This window comes from uncultured Amaricoccus sp. (assembly GCF_937858865.1).
GTDB lineage: Bacteria > Pseudomonadota > Alphaproteobacteria > Rhodobacterales > Rhodobacteraceae > Amaricoccus.
Genome location: NZ_CALLYO010000075.1, coordinates 1 through 13,370, shown reverse-complemented (window position 1 = coordinate 13,370; position 13,370 = coordinate 1). Strand labels below are relative to the sequence as shown.

At 73.4% G+C, this 13,370-nt stretch carries 16 protein-coding genes and 1 pseudogene; 9 read left to right on the top strand and 8 right to left on the bottom strand.

What is annotated here, in order from left to right; translation table 11 throughout:
- Nucleotides 1-156: 156 nt before the first annotated feature.
- A complete protein-coding gene (locus tag Q0112_RS02065) occupies nucleotides 157-879 on the bottom strand; it encodes an NYN domain-containing protein (RefSeq protein WP_297970728.1) in 723 nt (240 codons plus the stop codon).
- Between the two features lie 227 nt (nucleotides 880-1,106).
- Between Q0112_RS02065 and Q0112_RS02060 the strand changes: the two genes are divergently transcribed.
- A complete protein-coding gene (locus Q0112_RS02060) occupies nucleotides 1,107-1,388 on the top strand; it encodes a DUF2282 domain-containing protein (protein WP_297970726.1) in 282 nt (93 codons plus the stop codon).
- 19 nt (nucleotides 1,389-1,407) lie between these two features.
- Here the strand turns inward: Q0112_RS02060 and Q0112_RS02055 are convergent, their stop codons facing one another.
- Nucleotides 1,408-2,226 carry a neutral zinc metallopeptidase gene (locus Q0112_RS02055; protein ID WP_297970722.1) on the bottom strand — a complete coding sequence of 273 codons (819 nt, stop codon included), beginning with the start codon at nucleotides 2,224-2,226 and terminating at the stop codon, nucleotides 1,408-1,410.
- Nucleotides 2,227-2,311: 85 nt separating this feature from the next.
- On the opposite strand from Q0112_RS02055, the gene Q0112_RS02050 reads away from it, so the two are divergent.
- Complete coding sequence (locus Q0112_RS02050) at nucleotides 2,312-2,893, top strand: YqaA family protein (protein WP_297970720.1); 582 nt, start codon at nucleotides 2,312-2,314, stop codon at nucleotides 2,891-2,893.
- The gene (locus Q0112_RS02045) at nucleotides 2,890-3,363 is read left to right on the top strand and encodes a disulfide bond formation protein B (protein ID WP_297970716.1); all 474 of its coding nucleotides are present in this window, start codon (nucleotides 2,890-2,892) and stop codon (nucleotides 3,361-3,363) included. The genes Q0112_RS02050 and Q0112_RS02045 overlap by 4 nt, the downstream gene beginning before the upstream one ends.
- Here Q0112_RS02045 and Q0112_RS02040 read toward each other — a convergent pair.
- The 3 genes from Q0112_RS02040 to Q0112_RS02030 all read right to left on the bottom strand — a co-directional run bounded on the left by Q0112_RS02040 (nucleotide 3,336) and on the right by Q0112_RS02030 (nucleotide 5,573).
- A complete protein-coding gene (locus Q0112_RS02040; RefSeq protein ID WP_297970713.1) occupies nucleotides 3,336-3,923 on the bottom strand; it encodes an HNH endonuclease in 588 nt (195 codons plus the stop codon). The two genes, Q0112_RS02045 and Q0112_RS02040, sit on opposite strands and share 28 nt — an antisense overlap.
- A gap of 189 nt (nucleotides 3,924-4,112) precedes the next feature.
- Nucleotides 4,113-4,763, bottom strand: coding sequence for an alpha/beta fold hydrolase (locus Q0112_RS02035; protein ID WP_297970711.1), 651 nt, complete (start codon nucleotides 4,761-4,763; stop codon nucleotides 4,113-4,115).
- A gap of 168 nt (nucleotides 4,764-4,931) precedes the next feature.
- Nucleotides 4,932-5,573 (bottom strand): DNA-3-methyladenine glycosylase 2 family protein, encoded by a 642-nt coding sequence (locus Q0112_RS02030; RefSeq protein WP_297970708.1) that lies wholly within the window; start codon nucleotides 5,571-5,573, stop codon nucleotides 4,932-4,934.
- Between the two features lie 49 nt (nucleotides 5,574-5,622).
- On the opposite strand from Q0112_RS02030, the gene Q0112_RS02025 reads away from it, so the two are divergent.
- Nucleotides 5,623-6,855 carry an MFS transporter gene (locus Q0112_RS02025; RefSeq protein WP_297970706.1) on the top strand — a complete coding sequence of 411 codons (1,233 nt, stop codon included), beginning with the start codon at nucleotides 5,623-5,625 and terminating at the stop codon, nucleotides 6,853-6,855.
- Nucleotides 6,856-6,910: 55 nt separating this feature from the next.
- Here Q0112_RS02025 and Q0112_RS02020 read toward each other — a convergent pair whose 3' ends face one another.
- Both Q0112_RS02020 and Q0112_RS02015 read right to left on the bottom strand, forming a co-directional pair.
- The gene (locus tag Q0112_RS02020) at nucleotides 6,911-7,447 is read right to left on the bottom strand and encodes a DinB family protein (protein ID WP_297970704.1); all 537 of its coding nucleotides are present in this window, start codon (nucleotides 7,445-7,447) and stop codon (nucleotides 6,911-6,913) included.
- Nucleotides 7,448-7,907: 460 nt separating this feature from the next.
- Nucleotides 7,908-8,126, bottom strand: a pseudogene (locus tag Q0112_RS02015) (2-keto-4-pentenoate hydratase); the annotation flags it as partial.
- Nucleotides 8,127-8,273: 147 nt separating this feature from the next.
- On the opposite strand from Q0112_RS02015, the gene Q0112_RS02010 reads away from it, so the two are divergent.
- Genes Q0112_RS02010 through dxs form a run of 5 tightly spaced genes read left to right on the top strand, consistent with a single transcriptional unit; the run spans nucleotide 8,274 to nucleotide 12,829 of the window.
- Nucleotides 8,274-8,837 carry a DUF2585 domain-containing protein gene (locus Q0112_RS02010; RefSeq protein ID WP_297970701.1) on the top strand — a complete coding sequence of 188 codons (564 nt, stop codon included), beginning with the start codon at nucleotides 8,274-8,276 and terminating at the stop codon, nucleotides 8,835-8,837.
- A 3-nt stretch (nucleotides 8,838-8,840) separates the two neighbouring features.
- Nucleotides 8,841-9,779, top strand: a complete 939-nt coding sequence (locus tag Q0112_RS02005; RefSeq protein WP_297970700.1) for a histone deacetylase family protein — start codon at nucleotides 8,841-8,843, stop codon at nucleotides 9,777-9,779.
- Nucleotides 9,772-10,020, top strand: a complete 249-nt coding sequence (locus Q0112_RS02000; RefSeq protein WP_297970697.1) for an exodeoxyribonuclease VII small subunit — start codon at nucleotides 9,772-9,774, stop codon at nucleotides 10,018-10,020. The genes Q0112_RS02005 and Q0112_RS02000 overlap by 8 nt, the downstream gene beginning before the upstream one ends.
- Nucleotides 10,021-10,025: 5 nt before the next feature.
- On the top strand, nucleotides 10,026-10,910 hold the full coding sequence (locus tag Q0112_RS01995; protein WP_297970694.1) for a polyprenyl synthetase family protein: 885 nt from the start codon (nucleotides 10,026-10,028) through the stop codon (nucleotides 10,908-10,910).
- Nucleotides 10,907-12,829, top strand: a complete 1,923-nt coding sequence (gene dxs / locus Q0112_RS01990) for a 1-deoxy-D-xylulose-5-phosphate synthase (protein ID WP_297970692.1) — start codon at nucleotides 10,907-10,909, stop codon at nucleotides 12,827-12,829. The genes Q0112_RS01995 and dxs overlap by 4 nt, the downstream gene beginning before the upstream one ends.
- A 149-nt stretch (nucleotides 12,830-12,978) precedes the next feature.
- Here dxs and Q0112_RS01985 read toward each other — a convergent pair.
- Nucleotides 12,979-13,370, bottom strand: a 392-nt coding sequence (locus tag Q0112_RS01985; protein ID WP_297970689.1) for a GreA/GreB family elongation factor, incomplete at its 5' end; no start/stop codon positions are given.

The window sequence follows — 13,370 nt, the reverse complement described above, 5'->3', positions numbered from 1 at the left end:
GAGCGGACGGCGTCGCGGCTGCACGAGATGCGGAGCGCGGACTGGGGGCGGTAGCACGGGTGTCGCACGCGTGCGACAAATGCTATGCCGTTGTATTCGCGGGAAAATATTCCGGTCGTCAACCATTCCGCAACGAAGGTTAACGGCTGGCGCGCTTCAGCGCTTGCGGCGGCGGCCGGGCTTGGGGCGCAGGCGGACGTGCGGGCCGTCGCGGTTGATCTCGAAGCGGCCGGTGGCCTCGACGAGGTCGCTGAGCTTGCCGTGGCCGAAGGTGCGGGTGTCGAACTCGGGCGAGAGGTTCTGCATCCGCTGGCCGACCGTGCCGAGGGGGAACCAGCCCTCGGGGTCCTCCTCCATCTGCTCGAGCGCCTTGCCGATCAGCGTGACCGCCGCCGACATCGGGCGGAGCGCGGCCTTCGGCTGCTCGGAGCCGTCGGCCTCGCCGGCGAAGTTCTCGGTGAAGATGAAGCGGGTGCAGGCCTGGCGGAAGGCCTCCGGGGTCTTCTGCTGGCCGATGCCGTAGACGTCGACGCCCTGCTCGCGGATGCGGGCGGCGAGGCGGGTGAAGTCGCTGTCGGAGGAGACGAGGCAGAAGCCGTCGAAGCGGCCGGAGTGGAGCAGATCCATCGCGTCGATGACGAGGGTGATGTCGGTCGAGTTCTTGCCGGTGGTGTAGGCGAACTGCTGGAAGGGCAGGATGGCATGGCGGGCGAGGACCTTCTCCCAGCCGGCCTGCTGGCCCTTGGAGAAGTCGCCGTAGATGCGGCGGAGGCTGGCCTCGCCGATCTTGGCCACCTCGTCGAAGAGGCCGTCGGCGACCTTGGGCGAGGTATTGTCGGCGTCGATCAGGACGGCGAGGCGCGGGGGGCGGTCGGCCATGACGTGCGGGTCCTTGCTGGCGTGCGGCGAGCCTAGGGCCGGGGGCGGCGAAAGGGAAGCCGCCAGGTGCAGCGGGAGCGTCGCGGTGGCGACGCATGCCGGCCCGGAGGCGCGCGGGGCGGTGTGGCCGAATTGCCGCGCTCGGCGGTGCGGGCCCCGCGCCGGCCTTGTCCGCCGCGGCGGCAGCCCGCAGATTCCGCTGCGAGGCCTTCGGAGGAGGCGGCGGGATGATCGAACCGGTGCGGATCGCGGCGCTGGTGCTGGCGGCGGGCATGACGGCGACGCTGGCGGCGGCGCAGGAGCAGGAACGGTGCTACGGGGTGGCGCTCGCCGGCGAGAACGACGGGATCGGCGCGGAGAGCGCGCCCGGCACGAGCACCGTCGACTATCAGGGCGACGCCTGGATCCTGGTGCCGGCCGGCAGCTGCCTCACCATGGCGCTGCCGGTGCAGCCGGACGGCACGCCGCGGCGCGGCGCGCTCGAGCCGCTCGACCGCGACCGGCCCTGAGCGCGGCCCTGAGCGGCGGTCAGCTGCGCGCCACGATCTCGGCCGGCGGTGGGCAGGCGGCGAGGCCGCGCCCGGCGTAGCCTTGGCGGAACGCCTGCTGCCGGCTGTCCTGGCTGGCGCGGGCGAGGACGTCGAATTCGGGCGGCACGCGGATGCCGCGGGCGCCGAGGTCGTCGACGACGTTGCGCCAGGACCAGACGAGCTGGCTCCAGAAATCGGCCGGCACCGGGCCGAGGCGCCTGGCGGCGGCGGCGGCCCAGACGCCGGTGAGGCAGTCGCCCTGCAGCTCCAGCGCCTCGCCGATCGCCGCGCGCCGGCCGCGCCCGGCGCCGACGAGGCGCAGCGCCGCGGCGTCGAGCATGCCGAGCTCGCGCTGGAGGTGCTCGGCCGAGATCCGGGCGGCGACGAGCGCGAGGCCGAGCTCCTCGTTGCGTCCGAGCCGCTGGCCGAGGGTGGCGAGGAAGGCGAGGTCGAAGGCGGCCGTGCCGGTCTCGGCGCAATAGAAGGGCCCGGAGACCGCGCCGCCGCCGGCGCAGGGCGTCTCCGTCGCCCGGCTGAAGAAGACGAGCCGCGCCGGCGCGTAGCGCCGTCCCGAGCCGTCGGCGATCGCGCGTTCCCAGACCGCCTGGGCATCGGCGAAGGCGACCTCGGTGCGGCGGGCGGTCGCGTCGGTCCGGCCGGCGGCGGCCGGCGGCCCGGCCGCCTCCATCGCCCGCGGATGCAGCCGCCCCCAGGTCCAGGTGCCGAGGAGGGCGAGCCCCGATGCCGCGACGACCGCGAGCGCCAGGGGGGCGAGGCGGACCCGGCCGAACGCACCGCCTTCGCGTTTCACGTTCATCGATTCTCCTTGCGGCCCCGCGGATCTTGACGCGAGGGCGGTCCCGTGGTGCTTGGGCGGACCATGGCGCGAAGGTCTTAGCAAAGTGCTACGGCAGATTTACGAGTGGACCCTGTCGCTCGCCTCCTCGCGCCACGCCGTCTGGGCGCTCGCGGTCGTCAGCTTCGTCGAGAGCTCCTTCTTCCCGATCCCGCCCGACGCGCTGCTGGTGCCGATGATCATCGCCGACCCGCGGCGCGCCTGGTTCTATGCGCTGGTCGCGACCGTCTCCTCGGTGCTCGGGGGCTTTCTCGGCTATGCCATCGGCTACTACGCCTTCGACACCATCGGCGAGCCGCTGCTGCGCCTCTACGGCGTGACGGAGCAGTATCTGTCGCTGCAGCATCTCTACGACCAGTGGGGCGCCTGGCTCATCGTCATCAAGGGGGCGACGCCCATCCCCTACAAGCTGGTCACGATCGCGAGCGGGGCCTTCCATTTCGACCTCGCGACCTTCACCGTCGCCTCGGTGATCTCGCGCGGCATCCGCTTCTTCCTGATCGCGGCGCTGCTCTGGCGCTTCGGCGAGCCGATCCGCGATTTCATCGACAAGCGGCTGACGCTGGTCTTCACGGTGACGGTGGCGGCGCTGGTCGGCGGATTCCTGGCTGTGGGGATGGTGCGATGAACGAGCTTCAGCTGCGCGTGCTCGGGCCGATGGTCGGCTCGCTCACGCTCCTTCTCGGGGCGCTCGCCTTCCAGTATCTCGGCGGGCTCGCGCCCTGCCACCTCTGCATCCTGCAGCGCTGGCCGCACGGGATCGCGGTGGCGCTCGGGCTCATCGTCCTCGCCTGGCCGCGGCGGGGGCTCGCCTTCCTCGCCGGGTGCGTGATGCTCGTCGGGGCCGGGATCGGGCTCTATCACGTCGGGGTGGAGCGGGCCTGGTGGCAGGGGCCGACGACCTGCACCGCGCCCACGCCGGGGAACGTGGCGCCGGGCGAGCTGCTCGACCAGATCCTCGCCACGCCGGTCGTGCTCTGCGACCAGGTCGCCTGGAGCCTGTTCGGGATCTCGATGGCGGGGTGGAACGCGATCCTGTCGCTCGGGCTCGCCTGGCTCTGGTGGCGCGCCTACGCCTCGAGCTCGGCGTCCCAGTAGAGATAGTCCATCCAGCTGCCGTGCAGGTGGTTGGGCGGGAACTTGCGCCCGAGGTTCTGCAGCTGCTCCGGGCTCGGCCGCGCCGGGCGGTGGCGGAGGCTCATGCCGGCCTGCTTCAGCGTCTTCGACCCCTTGCGGAGGTTGCAGGGGCCGCAGGAGGCGACGACGTTCTCCCAGGTCGTCCGGCCGCCGCGCGAGCGGGGCACGACATGGTCGAAGGTCAGGTGCTCGCGGTTGCCGCAGTACTGGCAGGTGAACTCGTCGCGCAGGAAGAGGTTGAAGCGGGTGAAGGCGGCGTTTCGCGCCGGCTTCACGTAGTCCTTGAGCACGACGACCGAGGGGATGCGGAACTCGACCGACGGCGAGTGGACGACCTCGTCGTATTCGGCGACCACCAGCACGCGCTCGAGGACCGCTGCCTTGACGGCCTCCTGCCAGGGCCAGAGCGAGAGCGGGAGGTAGGAGAGGGGGCGGAAGTCGGCGTTCAGCACCAGGGCCGGATGATCGCGCAGGCTGCCGGAGTGCCTCACGAAGCTCGGCATGTGGGTGCTTTGCAGCATCGACCCTCCATCGCAAGGCTGCGCCGTGAGGTTCGCTTGAGATTCGATCGGGGTCCGATCGTTGGGGCGCCGCCAGCGCTAAACTACATGTCGCCCACAATGTCTGGCAAGCGTCTAGATAGAGACATTTCCGCCGGACTGCGCCGAGACCTGCCGACCGGGGACACTGTTTCGTGACGCGGGCGGCGGTCAGCGGGCGAGGCCGAGGTGCTGGCGGATGAAGCCGAGGGCGAGGCCGAGCCCGTCGGGGGCTATCCCGTGGCCGACGCCAGGGGAGACGTGGGTGCTGGTGGCGACGCCGGCGGCGATGAGCGCCGCCTCGGCTTCGGCGAGGCTGGCGACGGGGACCATCGGGTCCTGGTCGCCGTGGACGAGGAGGACCGGGGGGTGGGTGCCGGGCGGGACCTCGGGGTCGAGGAGGCGGCCGGAGAAGCCGACGATGCCGGCGAAGGGGGTCGGCCGGCGCAGGCCGACGTGCAGCGCCATCATCGTGCCCTGGCTGAAGCCGAAGAGGATGGTGCGGGCGGGCGGCATGGTCCGCGCCAGATCGTCGAGCCAGGCGTCGAGGAGGGCGAAGGAGCGGGCGGCGGCGGCGCGGGACTCGGCCTCGGAGCTGCCGTCGAGCCAGGGGATCGGGAACCACTGGAATCCGAAGGGGTTGTTGGCGCAGCGTTCCGGCGCGTTCGGGGCGAGGAAGCGGGTGTTCGGCAGGTGCGGGGCGAGCGGGTCGGCGAGGCCGAGGAGGTCGTTGCCGTCGGCGCCGTAGCCGTGCAGGAAGACGACCGCGCTGTCGGCGGTGCCGGAGGCGGCGGGGCGCTCGGGGCCCGTCAGTCTGGTCATCGCTTCCCCTCGCGCTCGGTCCGGTCGGCCAGCAATAGGCAATGCGGGGGAGGGGTGCAACCTCGATGCGGGGGCGGCTTTGATTCCAAGGGGTAATGCGGGTTTGTTGGGCGCCCGCTTCATGCACGGGGCGCGTGCCGGGAACGGCGGTTTCGCGGGACGCCTGCGTCAGCGGATGCCCTCTCGCCCGCGCACCGCACGGTAGTAGGCCCAGAGGAGGCGGGCGGCCACGGCGCGCCAGGGGGACCAGGCGAGGCTCATCTCGCGCAGCGCCCGCTCGCTGGGGCGGGATTCGAGGGCGAAGAGGCGGTGGGCGGCGTCCCGGAGCGCGAGGTCGCCGGGGGCGAAGACGTCGGCGCGGCCGAGGGAGAACATGGCGTAGACCTCGGCGGTCCAGATGCCGACGCCCTTGAGGCGGGTCAGGGCGGCGACGACGGCCTCGTCGGGAAGGGTGCGGAGGGCGGGGAAGTCGAGGCCGCTGGCCGCGAGGGCGCGGCCGTAGGCGATCTTCGGGCGGGAGAGGCCGGCGGCGCGCAGCGCCTCGTCGGAGGCGGCGAGGAGGCCGGCGGGGTCGGTGGCGCCGATGGCGGCGAGGCGGCTCCAGATGGCGGTGGCGGCGGCGGTCGAGACCTGCTGGCTGACGATGGCGGAGAAGAGCGGCCCGAAGCCGTCCGCCTGGCGGCGGAGCGGCAGGGGGCCGGTGAGGGCGAGGGCGGCGGCGAAGCGCGGCTCGCGGGCGGCGAGGTGCGCGGCGCCCTCGGCGACGTCGTCCGGGGTCTCGATGATGCGGCCGACCACGCTGCTGCCCATGCCGGCGGCTCTAGCACGCGGCGGCGGGCGACGGTAGAAGCGGGAGGCCATGAGTGCCGCCAGCCCCGAGATCGCGCCCGAGCGCGCCCGCCGCAACGTCTGGGTGCTGGTCGCGGCGCAGGTGGTGCTCGGCTCGCAGCTGCCGGTGACCTTCATCCTCGGCGGGCTGGCCGGGCAGATGCTGGCGCCCAACAAGTGCCTCGCGACGCTGCCGATCACGCTGCTCATCACCGGGAGCATGCTGTCGGCGCCGTTCCTGTCCGACCTCATGCAGCGGCGCGGGCGGTCGCTCGGGTTCGTGATCGGGGCGGCGGGGGGCGGGGTGGGGTCGCTCGTCTGCGCCTATGCGCTCGTCCGCGGGTCGTTCGGGCTCTTCCTGCTGGGGTCGCTCCTCATCGGGCTCTACATGTCGGCGCAGGGTTTCTACCGCTTCGCCGCCACCGACGGGGTGGAGGAGGGGTTCCGGCCGAAGGCGATCTCCTATGTCATGGGGGCGGGGCTCGCCTCGGCGGTGGTGGGGCCGCAGCTGGTGCGGCTGACGGCCGACGCGCTGGCGCCGGTGCCCTTCGCCGGGGCCTTCGTGGCGGCGGCGGCGCTGAACGTGGCCGGGGTCTGGCTCTTCGCGCTGCTCGACAGCCCGCGGCCGAGGCCGCCGGCGGCGGATGCGCCGGTGGCGCGCTCGCGCTGGGAGCTCGTGCGGACGCCGCGGATCGCGGTGGCGATGATCTGCGGCATGGTGAGCTATTCGCTGATGAACCTCGTGATGACCTCGACGCCGCTGGCCATGGTGGGCTGCGGCTTCGGCACGGCGCAGGCGGCGGACGTGGTGTCGGCGCATGTGCTGGCGATGTTCGCGCCGGCCTTCTTCACCGGGGCGCTGATCGGCCGCTTCGGGGCGGAGCGGGTGATCGCGGCGGGGCTCGTCGTCATGGCGGCGGCGGGGCTGGTCGGGCTCGACGGGGTGAGCTTCGGGCATTTCACCCTGGCGATGGTGCTGCTCGGGCTCGGGTGGAACTTCGGCTTCATCGGCGCGACGGCGATGCTGGCGGCGGCGCACGCCCCGGAGGAGCGCGGGCGGGTGCAGGGGATGAACGACTTCGCGGTCTTCGGGCTGGTCGCGCTGGCCTCGCTCGCCTCGGGCGGGCTGATGAACTGCTCGGGCGGGGACGCGGTGGCGGGCTGGGCGGCGGTGAACCTGGCGATGGCGCCGCTGCTCGCCGCCGCCGGCGGCGCGCTCATCTGGCTGGCCGTGCGCTCGCGTCGGCCGCTGGGCTCGCGCTGATTTCGCGCGCGAAACATAGATGAAGTGATTGATATAGAACGATAATTTTTTCGCTTTAACCTGGCGTTAGGAATCCGGCCGCTCGGCGCCGGTCGTAGTCGAGGAAGAATTCGTCGAGCTGGGGTGGCGGGACCGGGGTGCCGGCGAGCATGGCGTGGGCCTGGCCGCGGTGGTGGATCTGGTGCTGGAAGAGGTGGGCGAGGAGGGCCTCGATCCGCTCCGGGACCAGCCCCTCGTCGCCGCGGTCGGTGGGGACGCGGCGGTCGAGGTCGGCCGGGCGCAGGCGGTCGCAGAAGGCGGTGAGGCGGCGGTCGGCGGCGGCCTGGGCGGCGCGGAGCTCGGCCGGCAGGGCGAAGTCGGGCTCGGGGTCGAAGGCGGCGAGGCCGCGGCCGGTCTCCTCCAGGGCGTCGAGGTAGTAGAGGTCGACGGCGTGCAGGTGGTTGAGCGTCAGGCGCAGCGAGGGGAAGAAGCCGGTGCGCGGGGCGGCGAAGGCGGCGGCGTCGAGGCGCGCGCAGGCGGCGAGGAGGCGGTCGTTGGCCCAGGCGTTGTTGCGGGCCATGGCGGAGAAATGCGCGAGGAGGCGGTTGGTCATCCCCCCGCTCAGCCCTCCGGGGTCTGGTCGATGGCGCCGAAGAGGGTGGTGCCGGCCGGGTCGCGGAGCTCGATGCGCCGGGGGCCGTCGAGCTCGAGGAGGGGCGGGCCCATGACGAGGCAGCCGGCGACGAGCGGGCGGTCGCGGGCGGCGAGGGCGACGGCGGCGGCGAGGTCGGGCGGTGCCGTGATCTCGGCGGCGGTGGCGCCGGCGATCTCGAGGGCGAGGGGGCCGGGGCCGATCTCGTCGGGGGTGACGGCGGCGGGGGAGAGGGCAGTCGCCTCCGCGGTGCGGCTCGCCAGGAGGAGGAGGCGGATGGGGGCGCCGGCGGCGGCAGGTCGCCGGTCAGGGCGGCGAGGGCGACGGTGGCGGGGCCCGTGGCCGGCGCGCGCGGCGGGGCGAAGTGGCGGGCGCCGTGGCGGCCGTCAGGGTCGGCGCGCTGGTAGGCGCGGGGGAGGGGCGAGAGGGCGTCGCGCTCGTGGAAGCGGCCGACCGGCTGGCCGCCGGTCGCGACGCCGCGGGCGACGAGGGCGAGGGCGGGGGCGACCTCGTCCCACGCGTCGAGGGCGGCCTGCAGCGTCGGCGCGAGGTGGCGCACGTCGGAGCAGAGGGTGAGGTCGCGGGAGACCACGACGAGCCGGCCGTCGCGCGCGCGGTCGCGCAGGGTTGCGAGCTTCATCGGGCGGCACCTCCGGGTCGGGTGCATCTTGGCCGGGTGCGGGCAACAGTCAATGGGCCGAGAGGGTGGAGTGAGGGTGGAGCGCGGCGGTTGCGCGGGGGGCGGGAAGGCGGATAGTGGGGGACCTTTTCGGGAAGAGGCGCGGGCATGCGGGCGAAGCGGGCGTTGCCCTACTGGCTGGCGGCGGGGGTGGTCCTCGCCGCGGCGGGCGTGCTGCTCGCCATGGGGCGGGTGCCGATCTGCACCTGCGGCTATGTGAAGCTCTGGGAAGGGGAGGTGATGAGTCCGGGGAACTCGCAGCACCTCTCGGACTGGTACACCCCCTCGCACCTGATCCACGGCTTCGTCTTCTACTGGCTGGCCTGGCTCGTGGCGCCGAAGGCGCCGCTCGGGTGGCGGCTCCTGGCGGCGGTCGTGGTCGAGGTGGCCTGGGAGGTGCTGGAGAACAGCCCCGTCATCATCGACCGCTACCGGGCGGTGACGATCTCGCTCGACTATTACGGCGACAGCGTGCTGAACTCGGTCGCGGACATCCTGACCATGGTGATCGGGTTCCTGCTGGCGGCCTGGCTGCCGGTGTGGCTGACGGTCACGATCGCGGTGGGGTTCGAGGTGCTGACGACGGTCCTGATCCGCGACGGGCTGGTGCTGAACGTGCTGATGCTCGTCTGGCCGCTCGAGGCGGTGCGGGCCTGGCAGGGGGGCGGGTGAGCGATGACGACGGCTCTGATCACGCATTCGGACTGCCTCGGCCACGTCAACCCGCCCGGGCATCCCGAGCAGGTGGCGCGGCTGCAGGCGATCCTCGGCGCGCTGGAGGCGGAGCCTTTCGCCAACCTGGTGCGGGTGGAGGCGCCGCTGGCCGAGGATGCGGCGATCCTCAGGGCGCATCCGGCCAAGCATCTCGCGCGGCTCGAGGCGGTGGCGCCGGCGCGCGGCTTCGCGACGATCGACGGCGACACCTTCCTCTGCCCGGGCACGCTGACCGCGGCGCGGCGGGCGGCGGGGGCGGTGGTGCGGGCGGTCGACATGGTGATGGCGGGGGAGGTCAGGAACGCCTTCTGCGCAGTGCGCCCGCCCGGGCATCATGCCGAGACGGCGACGGCGATGGGCTTCTGCTTCTTCGGCAACGTGGTGATCGGGGCGCGGCATGCGCTCGAGGCGCACGGGCTCGAGCGGGTGGCGATCGTCGACTTCGACGTGCACCACGGCAACGGGACGCAGGACCTGGTCTGGGACGATGCGCGCATCTGCTTCGCCTCGACCCACCAGATGCCGCTCTATCCCGGGACGGGCGCGCGCGACGAGACCGGCGCCTTCGGGCAGATCGTCAACGTGCCGCTGCCGGCGGGGGCGGGCGGCGGGGCGTTCCGGGCGGGCCTGCTCGGCCGCGTGCTGCCGGCGATCGAGGCGCATGCGCCGGAGATGATCCTGATCTCGGCCGGGTTCGATGCGCATGCGCGCGACCCGCTGGCGAACCTGCAGCTCGTCGAGGCGGATTTCGCCTGGGTGACGGAGCGGCTCTGCGAGCTGGCGAACCGGATGTGCGGGGGCAGGATCGTCTCGACTCTCGAGGGAGGATATGATCTGAGCGCGCTCGCGGCGTCGGCGGCGGCGCATGTGAAGGTGCTGATGGAGCGGGCATATGGCTGAGGCGGGCGCGCCGCCGGTGGCGGAGATGAGCTTCGAGGCGGCGCTGGCCGAGCTCGAGGAGGTGGTGGCGCGGCTGGAAGGCGGGCAGGTGGCGCTCGAGGAGTCGATCGATCTCTACGCCCGCGGCGCCGCGCTGCGCGCGCATTGCGAGGAGCGGCTGAAGGCGGCGGAGGCGCGGGTGGCGGAGATCGCCCAGGCCCCCGACGGCAGCGTGAGGACGCGGCCGGTCGAGATCCCCTGAGCCGCATGGACGCCGGCCTTCTCCAGTTCCACGCCGTGCTGAGCCAGCACGCGACCCGCGTCGAGGCGGCGCTGGACGGCCTGCTGCCGCCCGGCGACACGACGCTCGGCGCGGCGATGCGCCATGCGGTGGCGGGGGGCAAGCGGCTCCGGGCCTTCCTGGCGGTCGAGGCGGCGGCGATGTTCCGCGTGCCGCCGGGGCAGGCGCTCCGGACCGCGGCGGCGGTCGAGTGCATCCACGCCTACAGCCTGGTGCACGACGACCTGCCCTGCATGGACGACGACGACCTGCGCCGCGGGCAGCCGACGGTGCACGTGAAGTGGGACGAGGCGACGGCGGTGCTGGTCGGGGACGCGCTGCAGGCGCTGGCCTTCGAGGTGCTGGCGGCGCCGCAGGGCGGGATCGAGCCGCGGCTGCAGGTGCGGCTGATGCTGCGGCTGGCGCAGGCGGCCGGCGCGCTCGGCATGGTGGGCGGGCAGGCGATCGACATCGCCGCCGAGACGGCGCCGGCGCCGCTCGATCTCGCCGCCGTCACCGAGCTGCAGGCGCTGAAGACCGGGGCGCTCTTCGTCTGGGCGGCGGAATCGGGGGCGATCCTCGGGCGGCAGGATCCCGAGCCGCTGCGGCATTATGCCCAGGCCTTCGGGCTGGCGTTCCAGATCGCCGACGACCTGCTCGACGTCGGGGGCGACGCGGAGGCGGCGGGCAAGCGGCTGAGGAAGGACGAGGGGCGCGGCAAGGCGACCTTCGTCGCGCTGATGGGCGCGGAGGCGGCGGAGCGGCGGGCGCGCGAGCTGGTCGAGGCGGCGGAGGAGAGCCTCGCCGCCTACGGCTCGGCGGCGGCGAACCTGCGCGCGGCGGCGCGCTTCGTGCTCGGGAGGGGACGATGAGCGACGGGCGACCGCGGACGCCGATGCTCGACCGCATCCATCTGCCGGCGGATCTGCGCGGCCTGTCGGTGGCGGACCTGCGGCAGGTGGCCGACGAGCTGCGCGCCGAGACGATCTCGGCGGTGAGCGTGACCGGCGGGCACCTCGGCGCCGGGCTCGGGGTGGTGGAGCTGACGGTGGCGATCCATGCCGTCTTCAACACCCCGACCGACAAGCTGATCTGGGACGTTGGCCACCAGTGCTATCCGCACAAGATCCTGACCGGGCGGCGCGAGCGCATCCGCACGCTGCGGGCGGGCGGGGGGCTGTCGGGGTTCACCCGGCGGGCGGAGAGCGTCTACGACCCGTTCGGGGCGGCGCATTCCTCGACCTCGATCTCGGCCGGGCTGGGGTTCGCGGTGGCGCGCGATCTGGGCGCGCCGGACGTCGGCGACGTCGTCGCGGTGATCGGCGACGGGGCGATGTCGGCGGGCATGGCCTACGAGGCGATGAACAATGCCGGGCATCTCGACAAGCGGCTGTTCGTGATCCTGAACGACAACGAGATGTCGATCGCGCCCCCCGTGGGGGCGATGTCGCGCTATCTGTCGCGGCTCTATGCCGGGGAGCCGTTCCAGGACCTGCGGGCGGCGGCGAAGGGGGCGGTGAGCCTGCTGCCGGGGCCGTTCCGCGAGGGCGCGCGGCGGGCGCACGAGCTGGTCAAGGGGCTGGCGATCGGCGGGACGCTGTTCGAGGAGCTGGGCTTCTCCTACGTCGGGCCGATCGACGGGCACGACATGAGCCAGCTGGTCGCGATCCTGCGCACGGTGAAGGCGCGGGCGGACGGGCCGGTGCTGATCCATGCGCTGACCCGGAAGGGCAAGGGGTATGCGCCGGCGGAGGCGTCGGAGGACAAGTACCACGGGGTCGCCCGGTTCGACGTGGTGACGGGGGCGCAGGAGAAGAAGCCTTCGAACGCGCCATCCTACACCAAGGTCTTCGCGCAATCCCTCATCCGCGAGGCGGAGCGGGACGAGCGGATCGTGGCGGTGACGGCGGCGATGCCGGACGGGACCGGGCTGAACCTCTTCGCCGAGCGGTTTCCGCGGCGCTGCTTCGACGTCGGGATCGCCGAGCAGCATGCGGTGACCTTCTGCGCCGGCATGGCGGCGGCGGGGATGAAGCCCTTCTGCGCCATCTACTCGACCTTCCTGCAGCGCGGCTACGACCAGGTGGTGCACGACGTGGCGATCCAGCGGCTGCCGGTGCGCTTCGCGATCGACCGGGCGGGGCTGGTCGGCGCGGACGGGCCGACGCATGCCGGGGCGTTCGACGTCGCCTTTCTCGCCTGCCTGCCGGACTTCGTGGTGATGGCCGCGGCCGACGAGGCGGAGCTCGTGCACATGGTGGCGACGGCGGCGGCGATCGACGACCGGCCGAGCGCCTTCCGCTTTCCGCGCGGCGAGGGCGTCGGCGTGGAGCTGCCCGAGCGGGGGGTGCCGCTCGAGATCGGGCGGGGGCGGATCGTCCGGGAAGGCCAGCGGGTTGCGATCCTTTCCTTCGGGGCGCGGCTCGCCGAGTGCCTGAAGGCGGCCGAGTCGCTCGGGGCGCGCGGCATCCGGCCGACGGTGGCGGACGCGCGCTTCGCCAAGCCGCTCGACCGCGCGCTGATCCTCGATCTCGCGGCGCGGCACGAGGCGCTCGTCACCATCGAGGAAGGGTCGGTCGGCGGGTTCGGCAGCCATGTGGCGCAGCTCCTCGCCGAGGAGGGGGTGTTCGACCGGGGCTTCCGCTTCCGCTCGATGGTGCTGCCGGACAGCTTCATCCAGCAGGATTCGCCCGAGAAGATGTATGCGGTCGCGGCGATGAACGCGGGCGACATCGAGGCGAAGGTGCTGGCGCTGCTCGATCTCGGGCAGATCGGGGCGCGGCGGGCCTGATCCGTCGCTCCAGAGAGTTGAGGGCGGCGCCCGACCCGGCGGGCGAGAAGCGCCCGCCTGGGGGCGGGGCGGGCGCTGCCCGGGGCCAGGGGCCCCGGGCGGGACGGTTGGGGAGGGGGATGCCTTTTCTTCGCCGGTTGCGCTTGCGCTCAGGGCTCGTCGGCGGGGATGTCGACGGCGAGGACCTCGAGCTCGACCGGCGCGCCGCGCAGGGTGAGGGTGACGGTCTGGCCGGTGGTCGCGCCGAGGAGGGCGCGGGCGACCGGGGCGGGCCAGGGGATGCGGCCGGCCGGCGGGTCGGCCTCGTCCTCGCCGGTGATGACGATGCTGCGCTCGGCGCCGTCCTCGCTGCGGTAGGTGACGCGGCTGCCGAACTGGACCGCCGGGTCGGCCGGGTCGGGCTGGGTCAGCCGGGCGGTGGCGCGGCGGAGGCTCCAGTAGCGCTGGTCGCGGCGGAGGCGGGCGGTCAGCGCCTCGTCCGGCTCGGCGGCGAGGGCGGCCTCGAGTTCTCGCACGCGTCGGGTGAGTTCGCCGACCTGGT